We start from the raw sequence: 16,725 nt of genomic DNA, 5'->3' as shown, positions 1-16,725 counted from the left end.
CCCGCCGAAACGTGTTTCGGCGGGCCGTTAGGCGTTTACTTGTGGGCCGCGCTATCGGACGCCGGCGGCCGTGGGCAGCAGCTCCACCTTGTCGATTCGGTCCCCGATGTCGAGGCGGTGCACCGCGTCCATGCCGCTTTCCACGACGGCGAAAATGGTGTAGCGGCCGTCGAGGTGGGGCGTGGGGCTGTGGGTGATAAACCACTGGCAGCTCTCGGTGTCCTTGCCAGCGGAGGCCAGGCCCACGGCGCCTTCGAGGTAGCCCCGATCCGCAAATTCGGAGCGCAGGGTGTAATCGGTGCCGCCCCACCCGTCGCCGCGGGGGCAGCCGCCCTGGGCCACGAAATTGGGCACCACGCGGTGGAAGTTCTTGCCGTCGTAGAAGCCCTGGCGGATGAGCTGCACGAAGCTGGCCACCGAGCCGGGCGCCTCTTCCACCAGCAGGCGCAGCACCACCGGCCCGCGCGCCGTGCTTACGCGCACGCGCTGCCCGGCCGGAATCGTCTGCACCAGCGCCCAGTCGATGGGGTGCTGGGCGGCGGCGCTGGGCGTGGGCGTCGGGGCAGTTTTGCTTTCCAGGTAATCGAGGGCCTGCTGCAGGGCCTGCCAGGCTTCCACATCGCGGGGCAGGCGGATGCGCTGCTGGGCCGTGCGCAGCAGCGCCAGGTTGCGGAAGTCGCGGCGCAGATTCAGCTTGTCCTCCTTCAGCGCCCCGGCCGCCGTCCCGATCAGGGCCACGTCGTCGCTGCCGATGGCGCGCTCCAGGGTTTGCACGAACAGCGGCTGCTGCCCTTCGGGAAAGTCGGGGCGGCTGCGCAGGGCCACCAGCGCCTCGATGCCGTAGGTGCTGACCACCGGCGGCTGGTTTGGCGCAAACGTAGCTTGCTCGACGAAGGCAAACGCGGCCGGGTCTTCGCCCAGGGCTTTCAGCAAAAAGGCCCGCTCGTAGGCATCGGTGGCGGCGGTGTAGCGCTGCTGAATGGCGGTGCGGATGGACTCCTTCTCGGCGGCGGAGGCGTGGTGCAGCGCGGCGGCCAGCACCACGGCGCGGGGCCGCCAGGCGGTCATGCGGGCGGCTTTGTCGAGGAAGAGGCGGCCGGTTTCGCCGGTGGCGTGGGCGAGAAAGAACTCGGCGGCGGTGACGGCCACCTGGTTCTGCGCATCGTCGAGGGCGGCCCAGGCGGCTTCCTTCACCGGGGCGTACATGGCAGCATTCATGGCGCGCAGGGCGGCCACGCGCACGCGGTAATCGGCGTCGCGGCGCAGAATGCCGGCCAGCACGGGCGCCAGCGTCGCGGCCTTCACCTTGCCCAGGGCACTGGTGGCGGCCGAGCGCACGGCGTAGCTCAGGTCGTTGACAGCGGCGGCGGTAATTGGCTCCTGATAGGTCGTCAGGTCGAGGCGCGGGGTGCGGGCCAGGGTGTGGGCGGCGGCCAGCCGGGCCGAAAACGGCTGCTGCCGGCTGAGCAAGCTCACGGTGCGGCGCACGGCGGCCTCGGAGGTCAGCCCACGCAGGCCGGCGCGGTACAGCCCCCAGGCCTGCCCGATGGTGAGCAGGGTATCGGTAGGCGCGGCGGTGCGGGGCAGCTGCAGCAGCAGGGGCAGCCCGCCCCGGCCCACGCAGCGGCCCAGGGCTTCCAGCTCGTAGCGGCGGGCGCGGGCATCGGTTTCGGTGCCGAGCTGGCTGGCCAGGGGCGCGGCGGCGGCGCTATCGGCCGTCTGGCCCAGGGCGAAGGCCGCAGCCTGGCGCACCTCCACGTTGGCATCGGAAAGGGCGCCGAGCAGGTCGGGCAGCGCGGCGCGGTCCTGCACCGAGGCAAAGGCCATTGCGGCGGCTTGCCGGTAGCGGGCCTTGGGGTGGTGCAGGAAGGGGCGCAGCGCCTGGGTCTGGCGCTGGTCCTGGGCCGTGGCGATGCGGCGCAGGGTGCTGTCGGCGGCGAATTGGTTGAGCGGGGCGGCGGCTTGCGGGGTGCGGCCGGTGGAGCAGGCCGCGAGCAGCAGGCCGAGGGCCGCGAGGGCGGTGGCGGGGCGGGGCGTCATCAGGCCCGGAAATTAGGCAAACCGGGCGGGATGCCGTGCAGGTGGTAGCGCAGCTGTGACGGGCTGGCATTAGCACTTACCAAGTTCGTGAAGCAGCGCGGCTGATTTACCCTGGGGTTTCGCCGCGTCGTCGCTTGCCACGGCGGCGGTGCTTGAATAGCACTTGCTGCACCAGCGCCTCCTCTTTCCCGGCTGGCCGCGCCGGCGGCTCCACCCAAGCCGGCAGAGCGGCCACGGCGGTGGACGTGAGCCGCATGACGCCCACCACGTCGTACACCCCAACGGCCGAACCCTCGCCAAAGCTCAGGTCCTGGTCGTGCCCCAGGTCGACGTACAGTTCTTCCAGCGTGGCGGTGGGAGCCGGCATCAGCCGACGCGCCTCCACCAGCGTACCGACCCGGAGAAAGAAGTTGTACGCGGCGTTGTCGTCGCCCAGCAGATATGCTTCGCGGGCGCCGAGCAGCTCGAACAAGGAGCCGATAAACCAATACAGGAGCTGCCGCCGCCCGGGCTGGCGAATCAGGGCCAGCACCCGGTAGTCGTTGGTCAGCTCCAGGCAGTCGTCCCAGAACCGGAACCGAAGGCCGTTGCGCGACACCAGCCAGGCGTAGTTGTCGGGCAGGGTGGCGGGGCGGGGTACCTGCTGGTGCTCATCAAACCAGTTGTTGCCTGCCAGTTCGAAGTCGGGGCCACCCAGCGCCAAGTGGCGACGGTAATACTCTTGCAAAGCAGGCACCTCGTCCCGCTCAACGGCAGCCGCCCACTGCCGGATGGTTTCGTGCTGCGCGGTCGTGTAGGGTATCAGCACCCGAATGTCGACTCCCATTGGCGCAACCTAATGGTCCGACAGCACCCGCACCAGCACCGCATCCAGCGCCCGGAACAGCTCCTGGTTGCCCTCCTGCCGGTACTGGCTCAGCGCCTGCTCAAATGGCGTCAGGTCGTACAAAAACGCCTTCAGGTTGTCCGGCGTCAGCGCCGGGAAGTGGCGGCCGTAGCCCAGCCGCTCGATTTCGGCCGCGTTCAGCCACTGCTCGAACTGGGCCGGAATCGGAATGGCGCAGACGGGCTTGTGCAGGTACACCGCTTCGGAAATCAGCGAAAAGCCGCCGTTGGTCACCACGGCGCGGGCCGAGGCCAGGTCGTCGATGAAGCCCGCTTCGGAGAAGGAGCGCAGCTGCACGTTGCCGTGCTCCTCGTCGCGGTTGAAGCCGTAGACGCGGAACTGCTGCCCGGGCAGCTGCTGCAGCAGGCTCACTAGGTCGCGCTGGTTGGTGCTCGACTGGTACACCAGCACGTGCTGCCCGCGCGTAGGCCGCTGGGCCACGATTTCGGGGCGGATGATGGGCGGCACCAGCGTGGTATCGGGCTTTGCCACGGGCGGGCGGAAGAAGGTGGTGACGAAGTAGTGCCGCGCGCGGGGCAGCTTGGCGCGCACGATGCCCCGGGCCAGCTCGAAGTTGCCGCGTTCCTCCCGCGGAATCGGCACGTCGAGCTGGGTGCGACTGATAATCTGCATGTTGTCGATGCTGATGACCGGCAGGCGCTGGGTTTTGGCGAAGAAGTAGCTGAACGACTCGAAGTCGGAAACAACCAGGTCGAAGCGGCAGCAGTCGGCCAGCAGGTCGCGGTAGCGGCGGAAGTTCAGCTGCAGGTTGTCCGGGGCCGCGCGCAGCGTGAGGGCGGCCGTGCGGCTTTTCGACACGGTCAGCTCCTTGTAGGCGAGGTGGAAGCCCTTGATTTCGCGCACCCGGCCGGGGAAGTTGTCGGCCAGCAGCTTGTAGGCCCGGCTGCTGCTGACCACCTGCACCTCGTGGCCGGCGTCGAGCAGGTGGCGGATGACGACTTTGCTGCGGGTGGCGTGGCCGAGCCCTTCGCCGGGCACGCCGTAGAGGATGTTCATGCGGGCAATTATCAGGTAACGACGAGCAAGTAACAAGGAAATGGCGGAGCCAGCAGACGGCTGCACTCTATAGTCATTGCGAGCGAAGCGCGGCAATCGTTCCTATAGTAGCACCGCCGCCACAACTGGCAGAAAACGAAAACGGCACTGCCCGCCCCGGCAGACGTAGGGTTTCGGGCGGTGCCGTTTTCAGTTTGTGCTATTTGTACCGCTGTACCGCGAGAGGAACGATTGCCGCGCTTCGCTCGCAATGACATTGGGGTGAACCGCTCCCCCTACTCCGTGCGGCGAAAACCTTCGCTTAGCGTGCGGCCGCGCAGGCGCAGGCCGGCTTCGGCGCAGTGGGCGCAGGGCAGGGGCGCGCCCCAGCACTGAAACCCCTCGCGCGGCACGCGCACGAACAGGCCGGGCGCGACGGGCACGGCCACGGTGGCGGGCACGGCGGGCAGCTCGGGCCACACCACGCGCCGGGCAAAGCGCGCCGGCTCGTGGCGCAGCTGGTAGAGCGGGTCGCGCAGGTTGTGCAGCACCCAGAGCAACAGCAGCAGGCCCGGCAGGTAGCGCAGGCGGTCCGATTGGGCGGGGCCGGGCCAGCGCGGGCCCAGCCAGGGCCACAGGGCCGCCACTAGCAGAAAGCCCGCCCCGAAGCGGTAGTCGGGGGCGGCTACGAACCAGAACACGCTGCCCACCCAGGCCACCAGCCAGCCGCCGGCCCAGCCCTGCTCGGCGGCGCTGCGCGGGTGGCGCCAGCGCCAGGCGGCCACCAGCGGCGAGGCCAGCGCGGCCACCACTACGGCGCCGGGGAAACCCACCATCGGGGCCCACCAGTTCGGCCACCACTGCCACAGCGTCTGGTGGGGCGCGGCGTAGGGGCTTTCGGCCGAGTTGCGGGCCAGGTTCACAATCATGTTGTGCTCCATGCGGGCGTAGGCCAGCGGCAGCTTCCAGTCGACATTGAACAAATCGACGGCCGGCAGCGGGTAAATCAAGTAGCCCGACAAGACCACGTTGCGCGCCAGCCAGGGTAGGGCCAGCAGCAGCCCCAGCGCCAGCGGCCCGCCCCAGCGGCGGCCGATGCTCAGCGACTCCGGCGCGGCCCAGGCGGCGTAGAGCGGCAGCAGCAGCACCGGTGCCGCCGAGAGCTTCAGCGTGACGGCCCAGGCGGCCAGCAAGGTCAGCAGCAGGCGCTGGGCCTCGGTGGCGCGCAGCGGCGGGTGCTGGGCGAAATAATAGAACAGCAGCACCAGTAGCGCGGCCGTGGTGCAGTCGGAGGTAACCGACGAGAGCCAGACCTGAAACGAATACACCAGCAGCAAGAGCAGCAGCAGGGGCGCCCACACCCGGCGGGCATCGGGCTGCGGAGCGCGCAGGCCGGCCACCAGGGGCCGCACCGCCGCCACGGCCAGCAGGGCGTAGCTGTAGGCGCTGAGCGCGTAGGCCGGGCCAGTGGGCGTCGGCACTCGAAACAAGGCCAGCGGCAGGTATAGGCTGGAGTTGAAGGCCAGGCGCCCGTGCAGGTTGCCCAGGCCGGGCACGGCGGCAAATTGCTCGGCCCACTGCAGCGTCTGCAGCTGGTACAGGCCCACGTCGTAGTTGATGGGTACCTGGGCGGCGAAGGTCAGCAGCCAGCCGAGCAGCAGCAGGAGCAGCAGCGCGCCCAGACGCTCGGGGGCGCCCCAGCGGGCGGGCCACGGCCGGCGCACGGCCTGCCACCAGGTGCGATGGTTCAGCAGCAGCACCGCCGCCAGGCCAAGGCCAAAGAACAGCTGCGCGCGTCCATCAATGGGGGCAGCCAAGGACCAGACCTGCAGGGCGGCCGTCAGCAGGGCCCAGCCCGTCAGGCTCAGCCACTCGGGCGTGGGCAGTTGCGCGGCTCCGCGCAAGCCCAGGCGGGCGGCCAGCCGCCAGGCGCCCACGCCCAGCGCGGTGGTAATTGCGGCCGCAACCAACCAAACGAGCACAACGAGTATCATTGGGCGCAAAGGTGCCGAAAACGGCGCCGCGGGCCAACGCGCCACCAAGACCGGCCCGCTTTTTGGATATTCGCGCTTTGCTTCTGGCTGACTTTCTCCCCTCTCTATGCTGCTTTCTTCTCTTCGCCGCCTGCTGCCCTTCGCGCTGCTGCTGGCCGTCGGGGCCTGCTCGGCGCCGCGCTCCATTATTTCGTCGGGCAAAGTGACGCCCAAAGGCCAGTTCAAGGCCGGCGGCAACCTGGGCTTCAACATCGGCACGGCCTCCATCGGCAAAATCACCGGGGCGGCCAAAGATGTGGTGAAGCAGGCCATCAACCGCGACACCATCCGCTACGAGCAGGGCCTCGACCGGGTGCAGGCCGCCGCGCTGGCCTACGTGCTCGACCCCACCGTGGCTACCTCCGACCTCTACGTGCGCTACGGCCTGCTCAACCGCGTCGACGTGGGCTACAAGTACTCCTTCGGGGCGCACAGCCTCGATGCCATGTACCAGTTTATGGGGCCGCTGGGTACGCCCGAAAAACCGCAGGGCCAGTCGGGCGACATGTACGGCAGCGTGGGGCTGCAATTCTCCACCCAAAAAGCCAAGCTGCCCAACATTCCCTTCCTCGAAGACACCGAGAAGCTGCTGGGCTTCACCGCCCGCCGCGTCGATCTGCTGGTGCCGCTGGTGTTCAGCAACTCGTTTGGGCCCGAGGAGCAGATCGGTAACGTGTCGTACGGCCTGGTTTACAGCCGCACCTTCCTGAAATACGGCTTCCAGCCCGGCAAAATCTTCAACTACATTCCCGGCTCCAACCGCGTCACCGACCGCATTCCGAACCTGCTGGAACGGCGCAGCTACGGGGCCATTGGCGGCTTCGTCAACCTGAAAGTGGGCTACCGCTACGCCTATTTCCTGCCCGCGCTGGCCATTTACTACCAGAACTTCGGCACTTACAAGATTCTCAACAACAAGGAAACCAAGCTCAAGGGCCTCACCGTCCTGCCAACGCTGGGCATACAGTTCCGCATTCCGGCCGGTAAGAACCGGTAGGGGCCTCACCCCTCGGCCCCCTCTCCAAAAGAGAGGGGGAGCTTGACGTCAGCAGACGGATCGGACAGCTACAGACAGCCTACGCTGCTCATCAGGGACGATTTTGAATAGGACGTAAAAAAGCGGGAGCCATGAGCAAGATACTTATGGCTCCCGCTTGCGTTACTGATGCCAGGCTCCCCTTCTCCCCTTGGAGAGGGGGCCGGGGGGGAGGCCCCTACCGCATCTGCGGCTCGTTCTGGTAGTCTTCCGACAACACGCGGTAACGGTCGAAGATGGAGCGCACGGCGCGGCGCATGATGATGCTGGCCTGGGTGCCCTGCCGGGCCGTCACGTTGGAGGCGTAGCCCTGCCACACGGCCCGGCCGTTTTTGTGGTCGATGAGGGTAATGAGCAGCGTGCCGTCGTTGAGCAGGTAGCGCACCCGGTCGTAGCCCTGCCGCTCGTCGGTGGGCGTCTCGTCGTCTTCCACCGATTCCTTGCGCACCCACTGCATCAGGTCGGGCTGGTTGTAGCCGGTGAAGCGCATGGCCCCGTCGAACACGCGGTAGGAAATCAGCAGGTCGGGCCGGCGCTGGTTGAGCTTGTAGCCCTGGGCGCGCAGGTGGGTCTGAATGGCGTCGCGCACGGTTTCGTCGAGCACGGCGGCGCTGTCGCGGGTGGTGCCATCGGCGCCCTGCAAAAAGGCGAAAGTGCGGTAATGGCGGAAGTTGCCCGCGTAGCTGTAGTCGGACTCAATGCGCCCTTCGCGCGCGGTAAAACAGCTGCTCAGCAGCAGAGCCAGGACAACAGTTGCAACAGTAGCGGTAGGTTTCATAGGGGCAGCGCGGGCAATGAGGTGTTAGGGTTTAGAAGTTAGGCATATTTCTGTTTACGCAAAAAATATAGCGCTTGATTCTCAAAGTTTAAACGACCGAGTTTACTACCCGTTCCCGGAATTGCTATATTGCTGGTCCGCCCCACGGCGGCGCTTTCCCTATGCTCCAGTTTTACCTCAACGACCAGCTCGTGCGTCCCACTCACCGGGCTGGCAGCACCCTGCTCGACTACATCCGCTACCAGCAGCACCTGACCGGCACCAAAATCGGCTGCCGCGAGGGCGACTGCGGCGCCTGCACCGTGCTGGTGGGCGAACTGCGCCCGGATGCCAACGGCCAACCCGTCGTGCGCTACCAGTCCATGACCAGCTGCCTCACGCCCCTGGGCAATGCCCATGGCCGGCACATCGTCACGGTGGAGGGCATCAGCCAAGCGGCCCCGAGTCTCACGCCGGTGCAGCAGGCCATCGTGGCCGAGGGCGGCACCCAGTGCGGCTTCTGCACGCCGGGCTTCGTGATGTCCTTGACCGGGCACTGCCTGGGCGGCGCGGCCACCGCCGAGGACGCCCGCGCCAGTATCGACGGCAACATCTGCCGCTGCACGGGCTACAAGTCCCTGGAACGGGCCACCGACCGGCTCACGGCCCAGCTGCTGGAGCGCGACGCGGCCCCGGCGCGGCTGCAGTGGCTGGTGCAGCAGGGCTTCGTGCCGGCTTATTTCGAGCGGATGCCCGAACGCCTGGCCGAGCTGCGCGTCGACACCGTGGCCGACGTGGCCGCCCGCACCGGCGGGCAGCTCGACGCCGACGCGGCCCGCTACCTGCTCGGCGGCGGCACCGACCTGCTGGTGCAGCGCGCCGACGAGGTGCTGGCCGCCGAAGTGCAATTACTCTACGGCCAGCAGGAGCGCTGCTTTATCCGCGCAGAAGCCGACGGGCGCATCATGCTGGGCGCGGCCACCACGGTGGAAGACCTGCGCAGCTCCGAGCTGCTGCTGAGCCGCTTCCCGCGCCTGCGCCGGCACCTGAAGCTGGTGTCGAGCACGCCGATTCGCAACATGGCCACCGTGGCCGGCAACTTCGTCAACGCCTCCCCCATCGGCGACCTGACCATCTTCTTCCTGGCCCTCGACGCCGAGCTGACCCTGCAGAACGCCGCCGGCCAGCAGCGCCAGTTGCCGCTGCGCGAGCTGTACCGCGGCTACAAGCAGCTCAACCGCCAGCCCGACGAGCAGCTGGTGGCCATTAGCTTCCGCCCGCCGACGGCCGAGGAGGTGTTCAACTTCGAAAAAGTCAGCAAGCGCACCCACCTCGACATTGCCAGCGTGAACTCGGCCGCCCGCCTGCGCGTGCACGAGGGCGTGATTCAGGAGGCCCACCTGGCCGCCGGCGGCGTGGGCCCCACGCCTCTGTACCTGCGCCGCACCTCCGAGTGGCTGGCCGGCCAGCCGCTGACGCCCGATACCCTGCGGGCCGCCAACGAGCTGGCCCAGCAGGAAATCAGCCCCATCAGCGACGCCCGCGGCACCTCGGAGTACAAGCGCCTGCTGCTGCGCCAGCTGCTCTACGCCCACTTCCTGGAGCATTTCCCGCAGCAGCTGGCCCTGCAGGAGCTGGTTTAAGAACGACCAAACTCCCCTCCTTTTTGAAGGAGGGGACGTCAACGCGTTAGCGTTGACTGGGGTGGTTCGGTCGTTGCTGATGCCTGATAGCAATTTCTGGCATCAGCGCTAATCAGTATCATCCGCGAATCATCACTGTCATCCGTGGTCTAAACAACGTCAGCAACGACCGAACCACCCCAGCGGCCAGTAAACTTGCCGCGTCCCCTCCTTCAAAGAAGGAGAGGAGCTTTTCGCCTTTCCCTTCCCATGCACAACCTCGATGCAGCCGGCCACGTGCGCGGCGAATCCCAATACCTCGACGACATTCCGGTGCAGCGCGGCACGCTGCACGCGGCCGTGTTCGGCTCCCCGCTGGCCCACGGCGTGCTCGACGGGCTGAACCTGCAGGCCGCCCGCCGCGCCCCGGGCGTGGTGCGCATCCTCACGGCCGAGGACATTCCGGGCGAAAACCAGATTGGCGGCATCGTGCCCGACGAGCCGCTGCTGGCCGAGGGCCACGTGCACTTTCAGAGTCAGCCGGTGGCTCTGGTGCTGGCCGAAACCGAGGCCCAGGCCCGCGCCGCCGTCCGGCTCATCGAGGCCGACATCACGCCGCTGCCCGTCATTACCGACCCGCGGGTGGCGCAGGCCCAGGGCGAGCTGATTGTGCCGCCGCGCACCTTCCGCCTCGGCGACCCGGCTACCGCTTGGGCCGACTGCGCCCACATCATCGAGGGCACGGCCGAAAACGGCGGGCAGGAGCACCTCTACATCGAAACGCAGGGTGCCTACGCCTACCCCACCGACGGCGGCGGGGTGCGGGTGCATTCGTCCACCCAAGGCCCGACGGCCGTGCAGCGCCACACGGCGCGGGTGCTCGGCACCGGGATGCACAAGGTGGAAGTGGACGTGGTGCGCCTGGGCGGCGGTTTCGGCGGCAAGGAAGACCAGGCCACCACCTGGGGCGCCATGGCCGCGCTGGCCGCCTACGTGCTGAAGAAGCCCGTGAAGCTGGTGCTGCCCCGCCACGACGACCTGCGCATGACCGGCAAGCGCCACCCGTACTCCTCCGACTTCAAGCTGGGCCTCTCGGCCGATCTGAAGCTGCTGGCCTACGAGGTGACCTTCTACCAGAATGCCGGCGCGGCGGCCGACCTTTCGCCGGCCGTGCTGGAGCGCACCCTGTTTCACGCCTGCAATACCTACTTCATCCCCAACGTGCGGGCCACGGCCTACAGCTGCCGCACCAATCTGCCGCCCAACACCGCCTTCCGCGGCTTCGGCGGGCCGCAGGGCATGTTCGTCATCGAGTCGGCCATTGCCCAGGCGGCCGAACAGCTGGGCGTGCCGGCCTACGAGATTCAGCGCCGCAACCTGCTCGAGGACGGGCAGGTGTTCCCCTACGGGCAGCGCGTGGAAGCCTGCAACGCCGGGCTGAGTTGGCAGGCCGCCGAGCAGAAGTTTGACCTGGCCGGCTGGCAGGATGAAGTCGATTCCTTTAACAACCAAAACGCGACGAAAAAGCGCGGGCTGGCGGTGATGCCCATCTGCTTCGGCATTTCGTTCACCAAAACGGCCATGAACCAGGCCCGGGCGCTGGTGCACATCTACACCGACGGCTCGGTGGGCATCAGCACCGGCGCGGTGGAAATGGGCCAGGGCGTGAATACCAAGATGATTCAGGTGGCTGCCCGCACCCTGGGCATCAACCCGAACCGTGTGCGGCTGGAAGCCACCAACACCACCCGCGTGGCCAACACCTCCCCTTCCGCCGCTTCGGCCACGGCCGACCTCAACGGCAAGGCCGTGGAAATGGCCTGCCGGGAGCTGCGCACCCGCCTGCTGCGCCACGCCGCCGAGGATCTGCAGATGAACTACGAGGGCCTCGACATCCACGACGAGCAGGTGCTGGCTGCCGGCACGCCCGCCGAAACCGACTGGGAAAAGCTGGTGTCGACGGCCTACTGGAAGCGGGTGAGCCTGACGGAAAACGCCCACTACGCCACGCCCGACCTGTGGTTCGACCAGACCCAGGAAAAGGGGCACCCCTTCGCCTACCACGTCTACGGCACGGCCGTGGTGCAGGCCACCGTCGACGCCGTGCGCGGCACCTACGACGTGGACGCGGTGCGCCTGGTGCACGACTTCGGCCAGAGCTTCACCCCGGGCATCGACCGGGGGCAGATCGAGGGCGGGCTGGTGCAGGGCCTGGGCTGGATGACCATGGAGGAGCTGATTTACAACGCCGACGGCCGCCTGCTCAGCAATGCCCTGAGCACCTACAAGGTGCCGGACCTTTACAGCGTGCCCGTCGTGCTCGACGTGGAATTTCTGGAAACGCCCGGCCACCCCAACGCCATTCTGCGGGCCAAGGCCGTGGGCGAGCCGCCGCTGATGTACGGTCTGGGCGGCTACTTCGCCATCCGCAACGCCGTGCGCGCCTTCCGCCCCGACGTGCGCCCGGCCTTCTCCGCCCCCATCACCCCCGAGAAAGTGCTGACCAGCCTCTACGCCCCGGCCAAGGTGCCGGTGGCTACTGCCTCCCGCGCATCGACTATGGCTTCGTAGCCCCAGCCCACTGCCACGCGCCTAACGCCCGTCTGGTAACGTACCGGGCGGGCGTTTTTGCCTTCAAAACGCGGTCTTAGCTGAAGTATGGGTAGCACGAAGAGTTGAACTAATCTAAGCAATGTGAAAATGCCCGTGCCGATATCCTATTTTTTGCCTTTAAAATGCTTTCTTGCAGTTGGATTCACCCACCACCTTGGACTTTTTTAACGCCTCACCCTCCGTTCCACGCGACCTGCTGGTATGGCAGCACGCCATTGCGTGTCTGCGCGCGGGCATTCCGGTGAGCTTGCTGCTGGTGGTGAGCAGCAGCGGCTCCAGTCCGGGGCGGCAGGGCTTCAAGATGAGCGTAGCGCCGGGCAGCATGGTGGGCTCTATCGGGGGCGGCATCATGGAGCACAAGTTCGTGGAGCTGGCCCGCCACGGCCTTGCCGAAGGCCCCCGGGAGGTGTTGCTGCGCGAGCAGATTCACCGCGGCGAGGCCCCGCACAACCGCTCGGGCATGATTTGCTCGGGGCAGCAGACGCTGCTGCTGCTGCCGCTGCACGACGACCACCTGCCCACGCTGCGCTTCGTGGCCGACGCTCTGCAGCACAACCGCCGCGCCTGGCTGCGCTGCACGGCCGCGGGCGAACTGCACGCCGAAGCAGGCCCGCTGCCCACGCCCGCCGGCCTGCACCGTAGCGCCGACGACGCGTGGGAGTACCGCGAGATTCTCGGGTTCCGCGAGCAGCTGACCATCGTGGGCGGCGGCCACGTGGGACTAGCCCTGTCGCAGGTGGTGGCCAACCTCGACTTCCGCCTCACCGTGCTCGACGACCGCACCGGTCTGAACACCTTGCAGCTCAATCCCTATGCCCACGAAAAGCGCACCGTCGACTACGCCGCGCTTGATCAGGTCATTGCCGAAGGCCTGCACCAGTACGTGGTCATCATGATCTTCGGCTACCGCACCGATGGAGTGGCGCTGCGGCAGCTGCTCGGGCGGCAGTTTGCCTACCTGGGCGTGATGGGCAGCGCCGCCAAAATTGCGACCATGCGCAAAGAGCTGCGGGCCGAAGGCTATTCGGAGGAGCAGCTGGCCCGGGTGCACGCGCCCATCGGCCTGCCCATTCACAGCCGCACGCCCGAGGAAATAGCCATCAGCGTAGCCGCCGAGCTGATTCGAGCCCGCAACGCGCCCCGGGGCTAGGCCGCCGTTGCCAAGGTTTAGCAGCGCAGGTTGAGCGCGGCTGTCCGCCGCTGACTTCTAGCGCGCGCCCTGAATCATGGCGCATTCCTCCATCGTCAGGCCCGACATGCGTACCCAATGGCGCAGGGCCGCGTCGTCGATGGCGCTGAGGGGTGCGTGGTACTGGCGGTCGAGCTGCGCGGGCAGGTCGGGGCGGCCGGTTTGCTGCATCAGGTAGCCCAGGGCGGCGGGGCGGCCCTCCGGGTCGAGTAGGCCGGGGGCGGCGGCGGGCACCACCACTTGCCCGGTGGTGCGGTACTTGTGCAGCACTTTCAGGGCCTGGTAGCGGCGGCGGCGCAGGTGGCTGGGCAGCTGCCGGGTGCTTTTGCGCCGCAGCACTTCTTCGGCGTAGGCCAGGCGGGCGGCTTCGCGGGCGCTTTCGTCGACGAAATCAGCGGCCTCGATGGTCAGGCTGGCGGCAGTAGCATAGGTGCCACCGCCCGGCTGGGCGGTGGCCGAATCGTGCTGGCAGCTCGTGCCGATCAGCACGACCAACAGGCTGGCAGTAATAAACAACTTCACGGTGGGTAAGAATAGTAGCGCTGAAGACAGCGGCCGGGCCACCGGCAATGATGGCCCGTGGCTGCTGCCTCTGCCCCCTATGATCCTATTTTACCCAGCCAGGTTGCAATGACCTGTAAATTTTCCTCATCTCCCCTGCACACCCATGGTCATCAAGGAGTTACGTTTAGCACTGGCGTTTCGACGATGTATACTTCGCCGTTGGTCAGGTGGACGCGCACCCGAAACTGCTGCGGGCCCGCGCTGGCGGGTGCCTGGGCCAGCCGCAGCCTTTCGTTACGGATCCTTCCCACTGGCTGCGGCGTGCGGAGCAGATCGGTCAGACTGCTCATGCCGTTATCGGTCTGAATGAGGTCGTTCAGCGAAGTCCCGGCGGGGTGAGTGGCATCGAAAGAATACCGGCTGCTCACGCGCAGCGAATCCACGGTTTCGGTGTACTGCGGATCGGCTGGCTCGCAGGCTACGGCAGCAAACCCGCCCGCTCGCTCAGAAACCGCGCTGTAGGCCGGGCCGAGCAGCAGCAGTTGCAGCCGCAGTTCGGTGGCCGCCACCGTTTCGCCGGCCCCGACAACCACCACGCTGGTGCCCGGCCGGTGACGTTCGGTCAAGACCCGGGCTTCGTTCACGTCGATGTACTGCTGTTTGAACGGGCCGCAGTCGTTGCAGGCGGGCAGGCCAAGCAACAGCCCACCGAGTAGCAGCATTTTGCGCGTGTGGTTCATCGGCGTATGGTCCATAAGCAGGTGGCGGTTGCGGCCTCATCGGGCTGCGCCGGGCCTTGTACTGATCAGGAGTATTGCAGAACCGGACTCGTTGCATGGGCCATACCCAAGTAGCTTATTGGTAGCCGGCGGCCTGCAGGCGGAACAGCTCGGCGTAGCGGCCGCCGCGGGCCAGCAGCTCCTCGTGCGAGCCCAGCTCCACGAACTGCCCGTGCTCGATAACCAGGATGCGGTCGGCCATGCGCACGGTGCTGAAGCGGTGCGAGATGAGCACGGCCGTTTTGCCCTGGGTCAGCTCTTTGAAGCGCTGAAATACCTCGTACTCGGCGCGGGCGTCGAGGGCGGCGGTGGGCTCGTCGAGGATGAGCAGCTGCGCGTCGCGCATGTAGGCGCGGCCGAGGGCAATTTTCTGCCACTCGCCCCCCGAGAGGTCCACGCCGCCGTTGAAGCGCCGCCCGATCATCTGCTCGTAGCCCTGGGGCAGCTTGCTGATGACGGAATCGGCCAGGCTTTGCTGGGCGGCCTGCTCGATGCGGGGCTGGTTGTTTTTCTCCTCGATGCGGCCCACGGCCAGGTTCTGGCCGGCCGGCAGCTGAAAGCGCACGAAATCCTGGAAAATCACCCCGATTTCCTGGCGCAGCTCGGCCGGATCATACTCGCGCAAGTCGTGGCCGTCGAGCAAGATGCGGCCTTCCGTGGGGTCGTAGAGGCGGGCCAGCAGCTTGACGAGGGTGGTTTTGCCGGCGCCGTTTTCGCCCACCAGGGCCAGCTTTTCGCCGGCGCGCAGGTGGAAGCTCAGGTTGCGCAGGGCCCATTTCTGGGCATTGCGGTACTTGAAGCCCACGTTATCGAACGTAAATCCTTCGCGAATCGGGCGCGGGAAGGGCCGCACCGCCTGCCCCGCCTCGGGGCGGCGGATGCGCGGCTGCAGGTGGAAGAAGTCGAAGAAGTCCTGCAGGTACAAGGCGCCGTCGGCCACCGAGCTGAAGCGGCTCAGGATGCCTTCGAGCAGGCCCCGCATCCGGGCGAAGGAGCCGGCCAGAAACGTGAGCTGGCCGATGCTGATTTGCCCGCGCACGGCCTGGCTGATGATGTACACGTAAGCCGCGTAGTAGCCGGCCGCGCCCACGGCAGCGAAGAACGTGCCCCAGCCCGCCCGCCGAATCACGAGGCTGCGGTTCTGCTGGTAAAACTGGTCGGAGAGCAGGCGAAACCGGTCGATGAGAAAGTCCGACAGGCCGAAAATCTTCACTTCCTTGGCCGTTTCGTCGGAGGCGCCGGTCTGGCGCAGGTAGTCCAGCTCGCGCCGCTCGGGCGTCCAGCCGTGCACCAGCGAGTAGCTGCGCTCGTTGAAGTGCGACTCGCCCAGGAAGGCGGGCACCACGGCCACGAGCAGCAGCAGCAGCAGCCAGGGATTGAAGGCGGCCAAACCCACGGCCAGGAAGGCCATGGTGATGAAGTCCTGGGCCTGCGAAAGCACCTGGGCCATGAGCACGGTGCGCGAAAGGGTCTGGCGGCGGGCGCGCTCCAGCTTGTCGTAGAAGGTGCTGTCCTCGAACTGGTCGAGGTCCAGCTCGGCCGCGTGCTGCATCAGGCGGATGGACGTCTGGTTGGCAAACAGGTCGCCGAGCAGGGAATCGAGCAGGGCCACGCCGCGGCCGAGGGCATCGGAGAGAATGGCCAGGCCGAACTCCAGGGCCACCAGCTCCAGCACCGGCGTGAGCACCCGCTCGGCGGCGGGCTGCCGGCTCAGGCCCACCACGCTGTCGAGGATGAGCTGGCCGACGTAGAGCATGGCCACCGGGAGCATGGCGCGCAGCAGGCGCAGGGCCACGTTGCCGAGGGTGAGGCCGGGCGAGGTCTGCCAGATCAGGCGCAGAAACTCGGGCAGGTTGCGCAGGGCCGAAAACCGCTCCCGCACGCTCACGGCGGGCTTGCCGTCGGGGCGCGGGCGCTTGGCCGATACGCGTTCGAAAAGATTGGTCCAGAAACTCATAGGTGCAGGAGCTTACGCACACGCCGCGCCAACGGCCGAGGCGCGCCGTTTTGGCAGGCAGCACGGCTGGCGCCGGTTTAGCCGCGCAACGGTGTAACCGGCGCCCAAAATCCGGCAGGCTTTCAGCCTGCGTCAGGCGCCCGGACAAAACCACCGGGCTGGTACCGCAGCAGTCGACGCAGGTTGAAAACCTGCTTTATTTCCGGCACCGGTTACGCAACTCCGTTGCTAAACCGGCGCCAGTTGCCGGAGCCAGCCGGAAATACCGGGCTACCTTTGTGGCGCCACCCGCGCCACCGCTTACCCATGTCCA

The 16,725-nt window shown here is 67.2% G+C and carries 12 protein-coding genes; 4 read left to right on the top strand and 8 right to left on the bottom strand.

Annotation, left to right across the window (positions count from 1 at the left end; all coding sequences use genetic code 11):
* Positions 1-51 precede the first annotated feature (51 nt).
* The 4 genes from FDY95_RS11465 to FDY95_RS11450 form a co-directional block, all read right to left on the bottom strand.
* Positions 52-2,040, bottom strand: a complete 1,989-nt coding sequence (locus FDY95_RS11465; RefSeq protein ID WP_138077884.1) for a peptidylprolyl isomerase — start codon at positions 2,038-2,040, stop codon at positions 52-54.
* A 106-nt stretch (positions 2,041-2,146) separates the two neighbouring features.
* Positions 2,147-2,866: a hypothetical protein gene (locus tag FDY95_RS11460; protein WP_138077882.1), complete on the bottom strand. Its 720-nt coding sequence runs from the start codon at positions 2,864-2,866 to the stop codon at positions 2,147-2,149.
* A 9-nt stretch (positions 2,867-2,875) separates the two neighbouring features.
* Positions 2,876-3,943, bottom strand: coding sequence for an MJ1255/VC2487 family glycosyltransferase (locus tag FDY95_RS11455; protein WP_138077880.1), 1,068 nt, complete (start codon positions 3,941-3,943; stop codon positions 2,876-2,878).
* Positions 3,944-4,218: 275 nt separating this feature from the next.
* Positions 4,219-5,916: an LIC_10190 family membrane protein gene (locus FDY95_RS11450; protein WP_138077878.1), complete on the bottom strand. Its 1,698-nt coding sequence runs from the start codon at positions 5,914-5,916 to the stop codon at positions 4,219-4,221.
* Positions 5,917-6,022: 106 nt separating this feature from the next.
* Here FDY95_RS11450 and FDY95_RS11445 point away from each other — a divergent pair, with 106 nt between their 5' ends.
* On the top strand, positions 6,023-6,952 hold the full coding sequence (locus FDY95_RS11445; RefSeq protein ID WP_138077876.1) for a hypothetical protein: 930 nt from the start codon (positions 6,023-6,025) through the stop codon (positions 6,950-6,952).
* A 217-nt stretch (positions 6,953-7,169) separates the two neighbouring features.
* Here the strand turns inward: FDY95_RS11445 and FDY95_RS11440 are convergent, their stop codons facing one another.
* The gene (locus FDY95_RS11440; protein ID WP_138077874.1) at positions 7,170-7,769 is read right to left on the bottom strand and encodes a DUF4136 domain-containing protein; all 600 of its coding nucleotides are present in this window, start codon (positions 7,767-7,769) and stop codon (positions 7,170-7,172) included.
* Between the two features lie 161 nt (positions 7,770-7,930).
* Here FDY95_RS11440 and FDY95_RS11435 point away from each other — a divergent pair, with 161 nt between their 5' ends.
* From FDY95_RS11435 to FDY95_RS11425, 3 genes are all read left to right on the top strand, one after another.
* Complete coding sequence (locus FDY95_RS11435; protein ID WP_138077872.1) at positions 7,931-9,391, top strand: FAD binding domain-containing protein; 1,461 nt, start codon at positions 7,931-7,933, stop codon at positions 9,389-9,391.
* A 249-nt stretch (positions 9,392-9,640) separates the two neighbouring features.
* On the top strand, positions 9,641-11,941 hold the full coding sequence (locus tag FDY95_RS11430) for a xanthine dehydrogenase molybdopterin binding subunit (protein WP_138077870.1): 2,301 nt from the start codon (positions 9,641-9,643) through the stop codon (positions 11,939-11,941).
* A 196-nt stretch (positions 11,942-12,137) separates the two neighbouring features.
* Complete coding sequence (locus FDY95_RS11425) at positions 12,138-13,133, top strand: XdhC family protein (protein ID WP_171025648.1); 996 nt, start codon at positions 12,138-12,140, stop codon at positions 13,131-13,133.
* A gap of 57 nt (positions 13,134-13,190) precedes the next feature.
* On the opposite strand, the gene FDY95_RS11420 is transcribed toward FDY95_RS11425, so the two are convergent.
* From FDY95_RS11420 to FDY95_RS11410, 3 genes are all read right to left on the bottom strand, one after another.
* Complete coding sequence (locus FDY95_RS11420) at positions 13,191-13,694, bottom strand: hypothetical protein (protein WP_138077866.1); 504 nt, start codon at positions 13,692-13,694, stop codon at positions 13,191-13,193.
* A 152-nt stretch (positions 13,695-13,846) separates the two neighbouring features.
* The gene (locus tag FDY95_RS11415; RefSeq protein ID WP_138077864.1) at positions 13,847-14,431 is read right to left on the bottom strand and encodes a hypothetical protein; all 585 of its coding nucleotides are present in this window, start codon (positions 14,429-14,431) and stop codon (positions 13,847-13,849) included.
* Positions 14,432-14,531: 100 nt separating this feature from the next.
* On the bottom strand, positions 14,532-16,412 hold the full coding sequence (locus FDY95_RS11410; protein WP_138077862.1) for an ABC transporter ATP-binding protein: 1,881 nt from the start codon (positions 16,410-16,412) through the stop codon (positions 14,532-14,534).
* Positions 16,413-16,725 lie beyond the last annotated feature (313 nt).

Source organism: Hymenobacter jeollabukensis (genome assembly GCF_005771675.1).
Classification (GTDB): domain Bacteria; phylum Bacteroidota; class Bacteroidia; order Cytophagales; family Hymenobacteraceae; genus Solirubrum; species Solirubrum jeollabukense.
This window is presented reverse-complemented; position numbering and strand designations above follow the sequence as displayed.

Bases quoted from the DNA above. Each gene is read 5' to 3' on its own strand.
- FDY95_RS11410 (WP_138077862.1), bottom strand. From the start codon at position 16,412: ATGAGTTTCTGGACCAATCTTTTCGAACGCGTATCGGCCAAGCGCCCG.
- FDY95_RS11460 (WP_138077882.1), bottom strand. From the start codon at position 2,866: ATGGGAGTCGACATTCGGGTGCTGATACCCTACACGACCGCGCAGCAC.
- FDY95_RS11440 (WP_138077874.1), bottom strand. From the start codon at position 7,769: ATGAAACCTACCGCTACTGTTGCAACTGTTGTCCTGGCTCTGCTGCTG.
- FDY95_RS11455 (WP_138077880.1), bottom strand. From the start codon at position 3,943: ATGAACATCCTCTACGGCGTGCCCGGCGAAGGGCTCGGCCACGCCACC.
- FDY95_RS11465 (WP_138077884.1), bottom strand. From the start codon at position 2,040: ATGACGCCCCGCCCCGCCACCGCCCTCGCGGCCCTCGGCCTGCTGCTC.
- FDY95_RS11445 (WP_138077876.1), top strand. From the start codon at position 6,023: ATGCTGCTTTCTTCTCTTCGCCGCCTGCTGCCCTTCGCGCTGCTGCTG.
- FDY95_RS11435 (WP_138077872.1), top strand. From the start codon at position 7,931: ATGCTCCAGTTTTACCTCAACGACCAGCTCGTGCGTCCCACTCACCGG.
- FDY95_RS11430 (WP_138077870.1), top strand. From the start codon at position 9,641: ATGCACAACCTCGATGCAGCCGGCCACGTGCGCGGCGAATCCCAATAC.
- FDY95_RS11415 (WP_138077864.1), bottom strand. From the start codon at position 14,431: ATGGACCATACGCCGATGAACCACACGCGCAAAATGCTGCTACTCGGT.
- FDY95_RS11450 (WP_138077878.1), bottom strand. From the start codon at position 5,916: ATGATACTCGTTGTGCTCGTTTGGTTGGTTGCGGCCGCAATTACCACC.